Origin of the sequence: Isoptericola cucumis (genome assembly GCF_014635665.1) — a bacterium.
GTDB lineage: Bacteria > Actinomycetota > Actinomycetes > Actinomycetales > Cellulomonadaceae > Isoptericola > Isoptericola cucumis.
This window is the reverse complement of sequence record NZ_BMDG01000017.1, coordinates 1-15,015: the sequence shown is the minus strand read 5'-3', so window position 1 is coordinate 15,015 and position 15,015 is coordinate 1. Positions and strand designations below refer to the sequence as shown.

17 protein-coding genes, 1 pseudogene and 1 riboswitch are annotated in these 15,015 nt (G+C 71.2%); of the genes and pseudogenes, 10 read left to right on the top strand and 8 right to left on the bottom strand.

The window, feature by feature from the left end:
- Positions 1 to 59: 59 nt before the first annotated feature.
- Positions 60 to 530, bottom strand: coding sequence for a hypothetical protein (locus IEW03_RS19250; RefSeq protein WP_188525341.1), 471 nt, complete (start codon positions 528 to 530; stop codon positions 60 to 62).
- A 103-nt stretch (positions 531 to 633) separates the two neighbouring features.
- Here IEW03_RS19250 and IEW03_RS19245 point away from each other — a divergent pair, with 103 nt between their 5' ends.
- A complete protein-coding gene (locus IEW03_RS19245) occupies positions 634 to 1,602 on the top strand; it encodes a cytochrome c oxidase assembly protein (protein WP_229738449.1) in 969 nt (322 codons plus the stop codon).
- A gap of 16 nt (positions 1,603 to 1,618) precedes the next feature.
- Here IEW03_RS19245 and IEW03_RS19240 read toward each other — a convergent pair.
- The 6 genes and pseudogenes from IEW03_RS19240 to IEW03_RS19215 all read right to left on the bottom strand — a co-directional run bounded on the left by IEW03_RS19240 (position 1,619) and on the right by IEW03_RS19215 (position 5,967).
- A pseudogene (locus IEW03_RS19240) lies at positions 1,619 to 2,567 on the bottom strand (cation diffusion facilitator family transporter).
- Positions 2,567 to 2,959, bottom strand: a complete 393-nt coding sequence (locus IEW03_RS19235) for an ArsR/SmtB family transcription factor (RefSeq protein ID WP_308808276.1) — start codon at positions 2,957 to 2,959, stop codon at positions 2,567 to 2,569. The pseudogene IEW03_RS19240 and the gene IEW03_RS19235 overlap by 1 nt, the downstream one beginning before the upstream one ends.
- A gap of 46 nt (positions 2,960 to 3,005) precedes the next feature.
- The gene (locus IEW03_RS19230; protein ID WP_188525338.1) at positions 3,006 to 3,734 is read right to left on the bottom strand and encodes a cytochrome c biogenesis CcdA family protein; all 729 of its coding nucleotides are present in this window, start codon (positions 3,732 to 3,734) and stop codon (positions 3,006 to 3,008) included.
- On the bottom strand, positions 3,731 to 4,390 hold the full coding sequence (locus IEW03_RS19225; RefSeq protein WP_188525337.1) for a DsbA family protein: 660 nt from the start codon (positions 4,388 to 4,390) through the stop codon (positions 3,731 to 3,733). Before IEW03_RS19225 ends, IEW03_RS19230 begins: the two co-directional genes overlap by 4 nt.
- 192 nt (positions 4,391 to 4,582) lie before the next feature.
- On the bottom strand, positions 4,583 to 5,014 hold the full coding sequence (locus tag IEW03_RS19220; RefSeq protein WP_188525336.1) for a hypothetical protein: 432 nt from the start codon (positions 5,012 to 5,014) through the stop codon (positions 4,583 to 4,585).
- A 71-nt stretch (positions 5,015 to 5,085) separates the two neighbouring features.
- Positions 5,086 to 5,967 (bottom strand): M15 family metallopeptidase, encoded by an 882-nt coding sequence (locus IEW03_RS19215; protein ID WP_188525335.1) that lies wholly within the window; start codon positions 5,965 to 5,967, stop codon positions 5,086 to 5,088.
- Between the two features lie 79 nt (positions 5,968 to 6,046).
- Positions 6,047 to 6,208, bottom strand: a riboswitch (cyclic di-AMP (ydaO/yuaA leader).
- Between the two features lie 161 nt (positions 6,209 to 6,369).
- Between IEW03_RS19215 and IEW03_RS19210 the strand changes: the two genes are divergently transcribed.
- The 5 genes from IEW03_RS19210 (at position 6,370) to IEW03_RS19190 (ending at position 10,592) form a co-directional block, all read left to right on the top strand.
- Complete coding sequence (locus tag IEW03_RS19210) at positions 6,370 to 6,729, top strand: ArsR/SmtB family transcription factor (RefSeq protein ID WP_188525334.1); 360 nt, start codon at positions 6,370 to 6,372, stop codon at positions 6,727 to 6,729.
- A 41-nt stretch (positions 6,730 to 6,770) separates the two neighbouring features.
- The gene (locus tag IEW03_RS19205; RefSeq protein ID WP_229738441.1) at positions 6,771 to 8,810 is read left to right on the top strand and encodes a heavy metal translocating P-type ATPase; all 2,040 of its coding nucleotides are present in this window, start codon (positions 6,771 to 6,773) and stop codon (positions 8,808 to 8,810) included.
- A gap of 134 nt (positions 8,811 to 8,944) precedes the next feature.
- A complete protein-coding gene (locus tag IEW03_RS19200) occupies positions 8,945 to 9,670 on the top strand; it encodes a MerR family transcriptional regulator (protein WP_188525332.1) in 726 nt (241 codons plus the stop codon).
- Positions 9,667 to 10,002, top strand: coding sequence for a YnfA family protein (locus IEW03_RS19195; protein WP_188525331.1), 336 nt, complete (start codon positions 9,667 to 9,669; stop codon positions 10,000 to 10,002). The genes IEW03_RS19200 and IEW03_RS19195 overlap by 4 nt, the downstream gene beginning before the upstream one ends.
- A gap of 65 nt (positions 10,003 to 10,067) precedes the next feature.
- Positions 10,068 to 10,592, top strand: a complete 525-nt coding sequence (locus IEW03_RS19190; protein ID WP_229738440.1) for a DUF2306 domain-containing protein — start codon at positions 10,068 to 10,070, stop codon at positions 10,590 to 10,592.
- Positions 10,593 to 10,608: 16 nt separating this feature from the next.
- Here IEW03_RS19190 and IEW03_RS19185 read toward each other — a convergent pair whose 3' ends face one another.
- On the bottom strand, positions 10,609 to 10,920 hold the full coding sequence (locus IEW03_RS19185; RefSeq protein WP_188525330.1) for a DF family (seleno)protein: 312 nt from the start codon (positions 10,918 to 10,920) through the stop codon (positions 10,609 to 10,611).
- A gap of 130 nt (positions 10,921 to 11,050) precedes the next feature.
- Here IEW03_RS19185 and trxB point away from each other — a divergent pair, with 130 nt between their 5' ends.
- The 4 genes from trxB to IEW03_RS19165 are packed head-to-tail and all read left to right on the top strand — an operon-like array spanning position 11,051 to position 14,701.
- Positions 11,051 to 12,091, top strand: coding sequence for a thioredoxin-disulfide reductase (gene trxB / locus IEW03_RS19180; protein WP_188525329.1), 1,041 nt, complete (start codon positions 11,051 to 11,053; stop codon positions 12,089 to 12,091).
- Positions 12,088 to 13,203, top strand: a complete 1,116-nt coding sequence (gene arsB / locus IEW03_RS19175; RefSeq protein WP_188525328.1) for an ACR3 family arsenite efflux transporter — start codon at positions 12,088 to 12,090, stop codon at positions 13,201 to 13,203. Before trxB ends, arsB begins: the two co-directional genes overlap by 4 nt.
- Positions 13,200 to 14,249, top strand: a complete 1,050-nt coding sequence (locus tag IEW03_RS19170) for a metalloregulator ArsR/SmtB family transcription factor (RefSeq protein ID WP_188525327.1) — start codon at positions 13,200 to 13,202, stop codon at positions 14,247 to 14,249. The genes arsB and IEW03_RS19170 overlap by 4 nt, the downstream gene beginning before the upstream one ends.
- Positions 14,250 to 14,272: 23 nt before the next feature.
- Positions 14,273 to 14,701 (top strand): arsenate reductase ArsC, encoded by a 429-nt coding sequence (locus IEW03_RS19165; RefSeq protein WP_188525326.1) that lies wholly within the window; start codon positions 14,273 to 14,275, stop codon positions 14,699 to 14,701.
- Positions 14,702 to 15,015 lie beyond the last annotated feature (314 nt).

Here is a 15,015-nt window from a genome sequence, read left to right as displayed (position 1 = left end):
GTGAGCTGACGGGGCGGGACGCTCGACGTGGCGACGTCGACGTCACGCCACCGGCGGGTCTACCTGCGGCACACTCCCCAGGCCAGAGCGCCCCTGCGCTGGAGGGATGCTCCGCCCAGACCAGCGGGCATGGCGCGAAGCCCCCGGTCGCCGGCTGAGGCCACCTGCCGCCACAGCGTCGCGGCACCGCGTACGAGCATCGCAATGCCGGCCACGAGCAGGGCACACAGGCACAGCAGGCTGACCGGCTCGTCGCCATGACCGGCCTCGACAACTTCGTAGGCGTCCGGCAGCGCACCGTGCGCGGCCGCGCCAAGGGCCTCGACGTAGTGTTCGCCACCCGCCGCGACGACGTGGTCGGACGTGCTCGAGGTGCTGAATGTGTTGGACGCGCTCGAGGTCGCCGCCGGCGAAGGTCCGGCCGTCTCCAGCACCGTGGTGCCAAGCAACACGGTGAGCGCGAGCAGCACGACCGTCAGCACGCAGCGCGTGACGGTCGATCCTGCACGGGTCCGGGTCTGAGCAGCCATGGCAGGGTCGATCCTAGACGCGTCGCGCCGTGCGCCTGAACCCTCGCGCAGTGGTCTCTGTTACGGTCCGTGCGGCATTCTGAGGTGGAGGTGGTTCGCCGTGGTGACGGTCCCGGCGCAGTTCGACGGTCCGGTCTGGGTGCCCACCGCGCCCCCCTCGTGGGAGACGTACCTCGCCCCCACGATCCAGCCGATCCCTGTGATCCCGGTGATCGCGTTGCTCGCGGCGGCCCTCTACCTGGCCGGCGCGATCCACGTGTGGACGACCGGTCGCCGGTGGTCGCCCTGGGCCACGCTGTCGTTCCTCAGCGGCTGCGCCGTCCTGACGATCGTGATGGGCGCCGGGGTCGAGGGTTACGGACTCGAGATGTACTCGGTGTTCATGTTCCAGCAGCTGACCCTCATGATGGCGGTCCCGCCGCTGCTGGTGCTCGGGCGTCCTGGGACGCTGCTGCTGCGCACAGTCCCGCACAACCGTGCCGGGCGCCCGGTCCTCGTCGCGGCGCGGTGGGGGCTGCGGTCGTGGCCGGGGCGGGTGGCCCTGCACCCGGCGCTGATGATCCCGCTGTTCCTGCTGTGCTTCTACGCCCTGTACCTCAGCGACCTCGCTGGGGACCTGCTGTCCACCTGGGGCGGGCACCTTTCGCTGGAGCTGTTGTTCCTGCTCGCCGGAATCCTGTTCACCGTCCCGGTGCTGTCCCGTGACCCGCTGCCCAAGCCGCAAGGTCACCTCGGCCGTGCGGCCGACATGTTCATCGAGATGCCCACGCACGCGTTCTTCGGCGTCATCGTGATGATGGCCAGCGCCCCGCTGGTCTCCGCGTTCACCCACCCGCCGGCGTCGTGGGGCGTGGACGTCATGGCCGACCAGGGCACGGCGGGGGCGCTCGCCTGGTCGTACGGCGAGCTGCCCTCGCTGATCATGCTGCTGATCATCTTCGTGCGGTGGAACAAGGACGAGACCCGCAAGGTCGCCGCCGCCGACCGGCGCATCGACGCCGAGGGCGACCCCGATCTCGACGCCTACAACGACTACCTGCGGCGTCTCGGCAGCCGGCCCGAGGCACCCTGATTTCGTGGGGGAGAGGTCACGCGTGGCCGGCGGACGCATGCTCGTCCGCGCGCAGCCGTGACGTCTCCAGCTGGATGGTCGAGTGCTCCACCGACACCGGGAAGTGTTCGGCGACGCACGTGCGGATGCGACGCAGGATGTCGGGCGCGTGGCCCTCCGCGAAGCACGCGTCGTCGACCACCACGTGCGCGGAGATGACGGGCAGCCCCGTCGCGACGGTGGAGGCGTGCACGTCGTGCACGTCTCGCACATGCTCGAGCGCCAGGACGTGCTCCCGGACCTCGTCGAGATCCAAGCCCTCGGGGGTGTACTCCATCAGCACCCGGAACGTCTGGCGCATGATCGTGAACGCGCGGGGCACGATGAGCACGGCGATGAACAGTCCGGCGATCGCGTCGGCGCGCTGGTAGCCCGTAGTCGCGATGACGATCGCCGCCACGATCACGCCCAGGGAGCCGAGCGCGTCGTTGAGGACCTCGAGGAACGCGGCGCGCATGTTGAGGTTGGCCCCGCGGCTGGAGGACAGGACCGTGATGCATGCCGACGATGTTCGCCACCAGACCGACGATGCCGAAGACGAGGAGCTCGGTGGACGGGACCTCCGGCGGCTCGACCAGGCGACGCACCCCCTCCACGGCCGCGTAGGTACCCACGACGATGAGCAGCGTCGCCTGGCCGAGCGCCGCGATCACCTCGATGCGGCGAAATCCCCAGGTGTGCTTCTTGTCGGCCGGCCGGTGCATGAGCGTGGCCGCGACCAGCGCCACCAGCAGACCCGCGGCGTCCGTGACGGCGTGGGCGGTGTCGGTCAGCAGAGCCAGGCTGCCAGTGACCACGGACCCGACTGCCTGGGCGACCACGATCGTCGCGGTGATCCCGAAGGCGATCGCCAGCCTGCGCCGGTGCGCCGGCGCCGTACCGCCACCGTCGGACGCCGCCGGCCCATGGCTGTGCCCGGCACCCATCAGGACACTCCCACAGACGAGGACGCGGGAGCGTGCGAGTGGGGGTGCATGAGGTGCGTGCAGAGCGTGACCCGGTCCCCGGTCGCGTCGAGCAGCTGCTCCGCCCCCGCCAGGAGCCGTGCCAGGAGTTCGGGCTCGGCCAGCGAGAACCACGACGCGCGCCCCTGCGTGCGCACCGATACCAGCCCGCACTCGCGCAGGCACGCCAGGTGCTTGCTCACGGTCGACTGCGCGAGGGCGAGATGCTCGACCAGGTCGCGCACGCGGTGTTCACCGATCGCGAGGTGCTGCAACAGCGCCAGCCGCGTCGCGTCGGACAGGGCGTGGAAGAGGTCGGCGAACGCTCCGGTGGCCACCCGGTCGATCTCGGGCCGCGGCGGAGCCTGTTGCATCGTCATACGGCGATGCTAGCGACGGATGGCGATGCTGTCGAGGTCGTCAGATCGGTGTCACGAAGCCCTTCACCCAGGCCTGGACGTTCGTCATCAGCAGCGACCACGCGCCCGTGGCCATGGCGAGCCCGACGAGCATCAGGACGATCCCGCCGGCGACGTTGATGGTGCGCAGGTGTCGGCGCAGGAAGGTCGTCGAGCGCTGGGCCCAGCCGAAGCCCCAGGCGATGAGCCCGAACGGCACCCCGAGGCCCAGGCAGTAGACGAGGCCGAGCAGTGCTCCGCGCGGTGCGGAGGCGGCATCGATGCTCAGTGCCGAGATCGCGACCAGGGTCGGGCCCAGGCAGGGTGCCCAGCCCAGGCCGAAGACCACCCCGAGCACGGGCGCGCCGGCGATGCCCACCCGCGGTGTCCAGGACGGGCGCACGACGCGCTGCAGCGGTCCGATCTGGCCGACGAACACCAAGCCCATCAGCATCACGAACACCCCGAGGATCCGGATCAGCGGTCCCTGATATCGCAGCAACCACGCCCCGAGCGCGCCGAAGAGCGCACCGTAGGCGACGAAGACGACGGTGAACCCGGCCACGAAGAGCCCGACCCCTGCCAGCAGCCGTCGCCGGGACGACTGCTCGCCCATCCCGCCGATGTAACCGAGGTACCCCGGTACGAGCGGCAGGATGCACGGAGAGGCGAAGGACACCAGCCCGGCCAGGAGGGCGAGGGGCACCGCCAGCGCGAGCCCGCCGGAGAAGACCACCTCGGGGATGCTCACTTCGCCAGCGCCTCCTGCACGACCTGCACCAGCTCATCCGGGCTGGACACCTCGAGCCGCTGCCCGTCGAGGAAGAACGTCGGTGTGCCCTGCACGCCGAGCGCGCGGCCGTCGTCGAAGTCGCGCTGGACGCGGGCCGCGACCTCGGGGTCGGCAACGTCGTCGTCGTACTGCTCCAGGTCCAGGTGCATGTCCTCGGCGAAGCCGCGGAAGACGTCGGCCTGGGAGTCGCCCTGCTCGCCCCATTCGGCCTGGGTCTCGTACATCCGCTGGTACATCGCCTCGAGCTGCCCCTGGCGGGCGGCAGCCTCGACGGCCACCGCGGCGTTCGTCGAGTTCACGTGCGACGGGATGGGGAAGTACCGGATGGCCAGGGTCAGCTCGTCGCCCTGGGTGGCTCGTAGCTGCTCGACGGCGGGATAGAACGCGCGGCAGGCCTCGCACTCGAAGTCGAGGAACTCCACCAGGACGGCCTTCTCGTCCTGAGCCTGGTTCACGATGTGGGTCTCGTCGTTCACGACGGCGGGCGCGTCGGCCCCGGACGCGGCTCGTGTCGGTTCGGGCGAGTCGCTTGAGCTCACGAGCCAGACAACGAGGCCGATGACGGCGATCACGGTGGCGACGAGCACGGACTGCAGTACGCGGCGGGTAGTCATGAGGGTTCCTCGGGGTTCACAGGAGCGGTGGCAGGTGCACGACGGAGCCCGTGAGGCACAGGGGGTCGAGACGGCCGACAGCCCTCATTCAGGACGGCGGCGGCCCTGGCCTCTCGTCGGCCGCGTCCCGCATCAGGACGTGGCCGGGCCGTGCGACGCGCGCAGGTGGTCGCACGGCGGCTCGCGGAGCACCTACGTGCGGCTCACGCCCCAGGTGAGCGGGTCCGGCCGAGCGGGAAGTGCCATGACGGGCCCACGTGGAAGGTCCTCACCACCGCGAACCGCCATGATCGCGGCACGGCGCACCGGGCGCCGGTGCGCCGTCACCAGCGCCGTGGCCACAAGCATCGCGCACAGGCACAACAGGGCGAATGTCCCGTCGTCGTGGTGACCCGCGGGCGCTCCGGGAGCGACCTCTTCGCCGCCCGCGGCCACGGGGGCTTCGAGGTTCGGGCCGTCCGCGAGGGTCGCGACCGCATCCACCGAACCTGACGCGGACGCGGTGCCCGACGGCGGCGAGTCGACCACGGTCAGCCCGAGCACGCAGGCGAGCGTGAGCAGCACGATCCCGAGCACGCACCGCACCGCGGTCGTGACGATTGGGTGTCGGGTCGTGGCAACCATGGCGAGAAGGATCCTAGGGCGTGAACCTGACTCGCAGATCACAGTCGTCCGCCACGGCGCACGTGCCGGGTTCAGGATTCCTGTGCCGCGACGCCCTCGACGAGCTCCCAGTGCCACGGCTCGTACTTCGAGCCGCCCGGACGCGCCCAGTCCGGGTTGTCCCAGCCGGAGGTCTGCGCCTGGTCTGCGAGCCAGTCCCATCGCTCCCCGGCGTAGGTCTCGGCGCACAGGTCGACCGCGAGACCCCAGCCGTGGTTGGACGTGCCCGGCGTGGCGGCGAGGTAGCCCTTGGCCGCCTTGGTCGCGACCTGCTGGTCGTAGGACCGGTAGCCGTCCGAGATGCACATGGACTCGCCGAACCGGGCGACGTAGGCCTCGTTCAGCTCGGCCAGCGCCTCGGCGGCATCCGCGCGTACCTGCTGCGCCCCGTCCCAGGGCGAGCACAGCTGGTCGTCCGGGACCTGCCCGTTGGCCGATCCCTCATCGACCGCGGCGACGCAGCCGGGCAGCGCCCCACCGCCGTCAGCCGCGTCGGCAGCCTGTTCCTGCGGTGCGTCCGATGCGGCCTCGGGCGGCGGGGTCGGCTTGGGCTCGGGAGGTGCCGGCTCGATCTTGATCTTCATTCGCTCTTCGGTCCTGGAGATCTTGGCGGACCGGTCGACGACGATCGGCGGGGCGGCGGTGACCTGCTTCGAGGCCCCTGTCGCTTCCTGTGCCTGCGTGTCGGGGTTCTGCCCGAGCGTCTCGGCGTGGGCGTGCTGAGGCTCGCCGGTGGTGATCGCGAAGGCCGCCGTGGTGGCGACCATGGCGGCGACGCCGAGGCTGCCGCCCAGGATGCGGGCGCCGGTTCGCGTGCCGGGCTTGCGGCCCTCGGCATGGCGGCCGCGTGCCGAGCGGCTGCGGGTCGGGCGGGCCTGTCGTGCCCCCGCCGGGATGGTGTGGCCGTGCCTCATGCGAGACCACACAAGAGTCGGCCCGCGGCAGGCGTGAGATGGAATTCGGGCACAGGGCACGGGTAAACGCAAACGCGCATCGATATCTCCTGGCGCCTGCGAGGTTAGCTGTCGGATTCGGGTCGGAGACTGACCCGGCCAGCGAGGCATGCTCGCGTGGCTTCACCCCGAGGACGCCGACCTGCGGCGCCCGAAAGTGGTTCCCCCGTCCCTGCCGGGTGTCGATCAGCACGCAGCGGCGGCAGGGCTCGGCGCCCGCCCGTGCACCCCACGATCGTGAGGTGGAGCGAATGTACCCGACGACGACCCAGAAAGTCACGAACAGATAACGCAGCTCGCTCGCATGTCCGAAGGTCGGTCAGCTCTGGCCGTCGATTCAGTCCTCCATGTACTGTTCACCGCATGCTGAACACTGTCGACCGCATCGAGGTGATGGGCAGGCTCGGGCGTGCCATGAGCGACCCAACCCGGGCGCGCATCCTGGAGCGCCTGCTGGCCGGCCCGGCGTATCCCGCCGACCTGGCGGCGAGCCTGGACCTGTCCCGGTCCAACGTGTCGAACCACCTCGCGTGCCTGCGCGGCTGCGGGCTCGTGCTCACCGAACCCGACGGGCGTCGTACCCGGTACGCCATCGCCGACCCGCACCTGAGCGCCGCGCTCGGGGAGCTCGTTCGCGTCGTGCTCGACGTTCGCGACGGGCGCGAGTGCGCCAACCCGCTGTGCGAGGTACCCGGCTGCACCGCCTGCGAGGTCGGCGCATGAGCCGCGAGTGCTGCGGCCCCGACGAGCCCGAGGACCGGCCTATGCCCCTCGGGCTGGGTTCGTCCTCCGCGGCCGGGAAGACCGGCTCGGCCGAGTCACCGGCCGGCGCCGACGGGACAGGCCGCGACGGCCACGACGAAGAGGACGCGCAGGAAGAGCTCGCGCCGTGGTGGCGCGACCGCGCGCTGCTGCTGCCCGCGGTCTCCGGCGTCCTCCTCGCTGCTGGGTACGGCTTGGAGTGGAGCGGCCTCGAGGTGTCTGCGGGTGTCGTCCAGGCCGCGAGCCTGCTCGCCGGCGCCTGGACGTTCGCCCCCGGCGCGCTGCGGCGACTGCTGCGTGGGCGCCTCGGCGTCGGGCTGCTCATGACCATCGCCGCCGTCGGCGCCGTGGCCCTCGGCCACGTCGGCGAGGCGGCCGCGCTGGCGTTCCTGTTCTCGATCGCGGAAGCCCTCGAGGACCGTGCCATGGACCGCGCGCGGCACGGCCTGCGCGCGCTCCTGGACCTCATGCCCGAGACGGCCCGCATCTCCCGGCTGTCTGGCGAGATCGACATCCCCGCCGACCAGGTTCGCGAGCTGGACCTGCTCGTCGTGCGCGGCGGCGAGCGGCTCGCCACCGACGGCGTCGTGACCTCCGGGCGTAGCTCGCTGGACACCTCGACCATCACCGGAGAGTCCATCCCGGTCGAGGTCGGCCCCGGCGACTTCGTTCCCGCCGGCGCCATCAACGGCACGGGCACCCTGCAGGTCGAGGCCACCGCGGACGGACGCGACAACTCCCTGACCACGATTGTGCGCCTCGTCGAGGAGGCCCAGGCGCGCAAGGGCGAGCGCGCACGCCTGGCCGACCGCATCGCCCGCCCCCTGGTCCCCATCGTGCTGGTCGCCGCTGTCCTGGTCGCCGTCTGGGGCTTCGTCGTCGGCGATCCCGGAACCTGGATCCAGCGAGCCCTCGTCGTCCTGGTAGCGGCCTCACCCTGCGCCCTGGCGATCGCCGTCCCCGTCACCGTGATCTCCGCCATCGGCGCCGCCAGCCGCTTCGGAATGATCATCAAGTCCGGAGCAGCGTTCGAAGAGCTCGGCACGGTCCGCGCCGTCGCCATCGACAAGACCGGCACGCTCACCCTCAACCGGCCCGAGGTCGTCGAGGTCGTCACCAGCCCCGACACCACGCGCGAGCGCGCCCTCGTGCTGGCAGCAGCGCTGGAGGCCCGCAGCACCCACCCCCTGGCCGCGGCGATCCTCGCCGCCGCGCCGGCAGCCTCCCGCGCCGACGACGTCGAAGAACACCCCGGCCGCGGCCTGCAAGGCATCGTCGCGGGCACACCCGTGCGCGTCGGCACCACCCGCTGGATCGACGCCGGCGACCTCGAGCCCGACGCGGCGAAGCTGGAAGAACGGGGCATGACCGTCGTCGCCGTGGAGATCGGCGGCGCTCCCGTCGCGCTCCTCGGCATCCGCGACGAACTGCGCCCGGAGGCCGCCGAAGCCGTCCGCCACCTTGCCGACGACGGCGTCCGGGTGATGATGCTGACCGGCGACAACGAGCGCACGGCGAACGCTCTCGCCCGCGAGGCGGGCATCCCCGACGTGCGCGCCGCGCAACTGCCGCAGGACAAGGAACGCGCAGTACGCGAGTCGGCCCAACGAGTCCCGACGGCCATGATCGGCGACGGCGTGAACGACGCGCCCGCGTTGGCCGCCGCCAACGTCGGCATCGCGATGGGCGCCGGCGGCTCAGCCGCGGCCATCGAGACCGCCGACGTCGCCTTCACCGGCAGCGACCTTCGCCTCGTGCCCCAGGGCCTGGCCCACGCCCGCCGTGGCCGGCGGATCATGACCGGAAACATCCTGCTCGCCCTGGCTATCATCCTCGTGCTGTTCCCGCTCGCCCTGTTCGGCGTGCTCGGGCTGGCCGGCGTCGTCCTCGTCCACGAGATCGCGGAAGTCGTGGTCATCCTCAACGGCCTACGTGCAGCTCGAGGAAGCGTCGCACTACCCCCGCTGCCGCACCTCGAGAACCCCGCACCGTCGCGCAGCGAACGGCAAGCAGCAACTCCCGCGTCCAACCCGGGGCCCTGACTCGCGGCGGCTCGGCGCCCGTACACAGGGCGGGTAGGGGAGATTCGGAATGCTCTGATTCGGTGGGTGCCCCGAGGGCTTCCGACAACGAGGGCTTGACCTTCAAGCCGAGTCGAAGGTTTACCGTCGTGGTCATGAGGATCTCCGAGCTGTCGGCGCGTACCGGAGTGCCGGCGTCCACGCTGCGCTTCTACGAGTCCGAGGGCCTGCTGCCGGCGGACCGGGCTGAGAACGGCTACCGCGTCGACGGCGACGCGGCCGTCGACAGGCTCGCGTTCATCGCCCAGGCCAAGCACCTCGACCTACCGCTGCCCGCGGTGCGCGAGCTCGTCACTGCGTGGGAGTCGGAGCCGTGCCACAGCGTGCGCGCGACGTACCGGCCGATGCTCGTCGAGCACGCGGCCCAGGTCGATGAGCGGATCGCCTCCCTTGAAGCGCTGCGCTCGACCCTGGCGACGGCCGTCGAGCGGCTGGACGCCCTGCCCGACCGCGCCGAGCCTTGCGACGCCGGGTGCACTTTTCTCGATCGCGCGCGGCCGGCCCTCCCGGTCGTGGACGAGCCTCGTACCCCGATCGCGTGCTCCCTCGACGGCGACGACTATGGCGGCCGGGTCGCCGACTGGCGCGAGCTGCTGGCCGGCGCGCCGCGCGCCGACGTGAACGGCGGAGTTCGCGTGACGCTCCCGACCAGCACTCTGGGGCGCGCCACCGCTCTCGCGCAGGCCGAGCAGGGCTGCTGCGCGTTCTACACGTTCCGGATCGACCTGCACGACTCGACGTTCGACCTGACGATCACCGCGCCGCCCGAGGCGCGCACCATGCTTGACGACCTGCTCGGTGCCCAGGAGGCCGCCCGATGAACCTTGCCCGCTCGATCCTGCTGTTCGGCGCCGCCGCCCTCTTCGAGATCGGCGGTGCTTGGCTGATATGGCAAGGAATCCGTGAGCACAAGGGCTGGGTCTGGATCGGCGCGGGTGTGATCGCTCTCGGCCTGTACGGCTTCTTCGCCACGCTCCAACCGGATGCGAACTTCGGCCGCATCCTCGCGGCCTACGGCGGCATCTTCGTCGCCGGGTCCCTCGCCTGGGGCATGGTCGTCGACGGCTTCAAGCCCGACCGGTGGGACGTCACCGGCGCCCTCATCTGTCTCGCCGGTGTCGCCGTCATCATGTACGCCCCGCGACCTACCTGAGCCACTCCGACAGGCTCGGTCGGTGAGACGCTGGGCAAGGGGGTACCCCAAGGCCGGAGGCAGTCGTGATCGATATCCCGGGTCTGCCGGAACCGGACGCGGGTCCGGTGTTCGACATGGCCCTGCTTCTGCACATCACTGCGGGGATCACGGCGGTGCTCGCGGGACTTGTCGCGATGCTTGCCGTGAAGGGCGGTCGGTGGCACATCGGAGCGGGGCGTGTCTTCCTCGGCGGGATCGCCGCCCTCTTCGGATCGATGGCGGTCATGGTCGTGATCCGCTGGCCTGCGACGGTCCATCTGGCGGTGCTCGGGGGAGCTTCGCTGACTGCCGCGTCGCTCGGATGGCGTAACCGCCGCCACAGCGGGGACGACGTCGCGCACATCGCGTGGATGAGCCTGGCGTACGTCGCGATGCTGACCGCGTTCTACGTCGACAACGGGCCGCACTTGCCATTGTGGGAACGGCTACCAGACTGGTCGTTCTGGCTCCTGCCCGCAGCGATCGGGGCACCGATCACTGTTGGGGCGATTCGACGTCACCGCCCATACGACCCGACACGTGCCCATGGGCCCGAGGCGGCACCTTAGGGCCGGTCGAGCACGGTCAGCGCCCGGTGCGGGCCGCGACCGCGGCACCCAGCGCATGATCGTCGGGCACTCCACGCAGGCCGGCGGCCGTGGGATAGACCCGGCACGCCACTCCAGGCTGGGAGCCCGGGGCGGGGAAAACGTCGTGCCCGTCGATGTGGAACGACGGCGATCCGAGAAAGCTGCGCGCCTGGGCCTGGTCGTCGTCATCGATGACCACGGTGGCGATCGGCGCGTCGAGGCCAGCCCGATCCAGGACCCGGCGCAGCGCAGCGCGGGCGGGCGCCACGTTCGGGCATGCGTCAACGACCAAGAGCTCGATCTTCATGCGCCGATTCTCTCTCACGTGGGCGGACGAACGGAGAACATGGTTCGGGCCCACCGGTCGGAGCCGAGCAGGTCTCCGGTGTGGAGGGGCCCGGGTTGGCTACAACATAGACATGTGTCAATATTGACGTATGTCGATACAGCAGGTCCACGACCTTGTCATCGTTGGTTCTGGCCCGGCGGGCTACACCGCGGCCGTGTACGCCGCGCGGGCTGGTCTGGCTCCCGTCGTGATCGCGGGGTCCGTGACCGCGGGCGGCGCGCTCATGAACACCACCGAGGTCGAGAACTTTCCCGGCTTCCCCGCCGGCATCCAGGGCCCGGACCTCATGGAGGCGATGCGCGAGCAGGCCGAGAGGTTCGGCGCCAAGGTGCTGTGGGACGACGCGGAGCAGGTGGAGCTCGCCGGCGACGTCAAGACGGTCGTCACCGGCGGCGGCGAGACGTTCAAGGCCCGTGCGGTGATCCTCGCGACCGGCTCCGCCTACCGCGAGCTGGGCCTGCCCGAGGAGAAGCGGCTCTCCGGCCGCGGCGTCTCGTGGTGCGCCACGTGCGACGGGTTCTTCTTCCGCGACCAGCACATCGCCGTCGTCGGTGGCGGCGACTCCGCGATGGAGGAGGCCACCTTCCTCACCCGCTTCGCGTCCAAGGTGACGATCGTGCACCGTCGCGACTCGCTGCGTGCCTCGAAGATCATGGCCGACCGGGCCCAGGCAGACCCGAAGATCGAGTTCGCCTGGAACAGCGAGGTCGCCGGCATCTCCGGCGAGAACAAGGTCACCGGGCTCACCCTGCGCGACACCGTCACCGGCGCCGAGCGCGAGCTCGACACGACCGGGCTGTTTGTCGCCATCGGTCACGACCCGCGCACCGACTTGGTCAAGGGCCAGATTGACCTGGACGACGAGGGCTACATCCTCGTCGAGGGCCGTTCGACCCGCACCAACCTGCCCGGCGTCTTCGCCTGCGGCGACGCCGTCGACCACACGTACCGCCAGGCGATCACCGCCGCCGGTTCCGGGTGCTCAGCCGCGCTCGACGCCCAGTCCTACCTCACCGAGGTCGCCGACGCCGAGGGCGAGCAGTCCCTGGCCGGCACCCCGACGGCGCCCAACCCTGACGGGCTCCCTGCCGCCCTCGCTGACGCCGACGCGCGGGAGGTGGCCCGGTGAGCGACGCAGCGACCCCGCAGACCGACGCCGTCCGGCGCCTGTCCACCCTGGATCGCTGGCTTCCGGCCTGGATCGGCCTGGCCATGTTCGGTGGCCTGCTGGTGGGCCGGTTCGTCCCGGGTCTGTCGGACGTGCTGGCCTCGATGGAGGTCGGCGGCATCTCGGTCCCGATCGCGCTCGGGCTGCTGGTGATGATGTACCCGGTGCTGGCCAAGGTCCGCTACGACAAGGTCGCCTCGGTCACCGGCGACAAGAAGCTGCTGGTCAGCTCGCTGCTGCTGAACTGGATCGTCGGCCCGGCGCTGATGTTCGCCCTGGCCTGGACGTTCCTGCCCGACCTGCCCGAGTACCGCACCGGGCTCATCATCGTGGGCCTGGCACGCTGCATCGCCATGGTCGTGATCTGGAACGACCTGGCCTGCGGCGACCGGGAGGCCGCCGCGGTGCTGGTGGCGATCAACTCCGTGTTCCAGGTGATCGCCTTCTCGCTGCTCGGGTACTTCTACCTCACCGTGCTGCCCGGCTGGCTCGGCCTCGACACCCAGGGACTGGACGTCTCGATCGGGCAGATCGCGCTCAACGTGCTGGTCTTCCTCGGCATCCCGCTGGTGGCGGGGTTCGCGTCCCGCTGGATCGGCGAGCGGACCAAGGGCCGCGACTGGTACGAGGAGCGGTTCGTGCCGAAGATCGGCCCCTGGGCTCTGTACGGGCTGCTGTTCACGATCGTGCTGCTGTTCGCCCTGCAGGGCGACGCCGTGACCTCGAACCCGCTCGACGTCGTGCGGATCGCGCTGCCGCTGCTGGTGTACTTCGCCGTCATGTGGGGCCTGGGGATGGTGCTCGGCAAGCTGCTCGACCTCGGCTATGCCCGCACGACCACGCTGGCGTTCACCGCGGCGGGCAACAACTTCGAGCTCGCCATCGCGGTGGCGATCGGCACCTTCGGCGCCACTTCCGGCGAGGCGCTGGCCGGGGTTGTCGGGCCGCTCATCGAGGTCCCGGTCCTGGTGGGCCTGGTCTACGTGTCCCTGTGGGTCGCCCGGCGATGGTTCGCCGTCGCCCCCTACTCCATCGAGCCGCCCGCACGAGAGCTGGACGAGGTGAGGTCATGACCGCCACCGACACGACCGAGGGGAGTGTGCCGCTGACGGTGCGCGACCCGGACTGCGGGCCCCGCATCGAGGCGCACGCGATCGGCACCGAGGCCGCGGGCGCGGTTGCGGCCACGCTCAAGGCGCTGGCCGAGCCGCTGCGGCTGCGGATGCTGTCCTTCCTCGCCACCGCGCCGGCCGGGGAGGCGTGCGTGTGCGACCTGGCCGAGCTGACCGACGTGTCCCAGCCCACGGTTTCCCATCACCTCAAGGTGCTGCGCGACGTCGGCGTGCTCGCCTCCGAGCGGCGCGGCACGTGGGTCTGGTATCACATCACCCCCGGCTACAAGTCCGCGATCAGCACCCTGCTCGAGTCGTTCGCGCCCGCCGCCCTGGACGCCCTGGGCGAGCACCCGCACCTGACCGGGCTCGAGGACGCCGACGCCGCGCTCGACCGGCTCGCCGCCGACCTCGCGGCCACTCATCCCGACCTGGCCGACGACGTCGTGCTGCGCACCGTGCGCGAGTCGTACACGGCGCTGGCCCGCTCGGCCAAGGTCTCGGCGCACCTGCTCACCCTCACCGACAGGTTCGCCCGCCAGCGGCTGGACGACCTGACCCGCGAGGCATCCACGAACGCCCACACCGGTACTGCGGACGCTCCCCAGGTGCTGTTCGTGTGCGTCGCGAACGCCGGCCGCTCCCAGCTCGCCGCCGCGCTCGTACGGCACTACGCCGGCGACCGGGTCGTCGTCCGCTCCGCCGGGTCCACCCCGGCGGCAGACGTGCACCCCGCCGTGCGCCCCGAGCTCGCCGCACTGGGCACCGACGAGCCGTTCCCGAAGCCGCTGACCGACGACGCCGTCCGCGCCGCCGACGTCGTGATCACCATGGGCTGCGGCGACGTGTGCCCGATCCTGCCCGGCAAGCGGTACGAGGACTGGCTCGTCGGCGACCCCGCCCTGGCCTCCCCGGCAGGCGTCGCCGCCATCCGCGACGAGCTCGACACCCGCGTGCGCGCACTGCTCACCGACCTGCTGCCCGACCTCGACCTGCCCACCCCGTGAACGACCGAACCCCGGAGACCACCGTGACCGACACCCACGCCACCACGAAGCCGTCCGCCCTGTTCGTCTGCGTGCACAACGCCGGCCGCTCCCAGATGGCCGCGGGCTTCCTGCGCGCGCTCTCGGGCGGCGCCGTCGAGGTCCGGTCCGCCGGCTCGATGCCCGCCGACCGCATCAACCCCGTCGCCGTCGAGGCGATGGCCGAGGTCGGCGTCGACATCACCGCCGAGCAGCCCAAGGTGCTCACCACCGACGCCGTCCAAGCGTCCGACGTCGTGATCACCATGGGCTGCGGCGACGCCTGCCCGATCTTCCCCGGCAAGCGGTACGAGGACTGGCAGCTCGACGACCCCGCCGGCCAGGGCATCGACGCCGTGCGGCCCATCCGCGACGAGATCGAGCGTCGAATCCGCGAACTGCTCGCCTCGCTCGACGTCGAGCCGGTGGCCTGACCCGCACCGATCCGCATCCCGAGCACTACGGGCCGCAACCGGAGGAGGTTGCGGCCGTCATACGCTGTATGGCTGAGCTCAGGCAGCGGCTCGGCGCAGCAGGATGCCGGCTGAGCGCGAACCGCGCGGCCACTGGGCCTTTCCCCCCTCGCGCCGCCCTCACCGGGCTCGTCTCGTCTCTCTCAACGGGCGACAGAGCCCACGCCCAGTGCTTCAGCCGTCGATCGCGACTCTGACCTGCGGTAATGCGGCTCTTCGCGGATGAGGGGGGTCCCCGGTGACACGCCGGGCGTGGTGATGACGTCGGGGTAGGG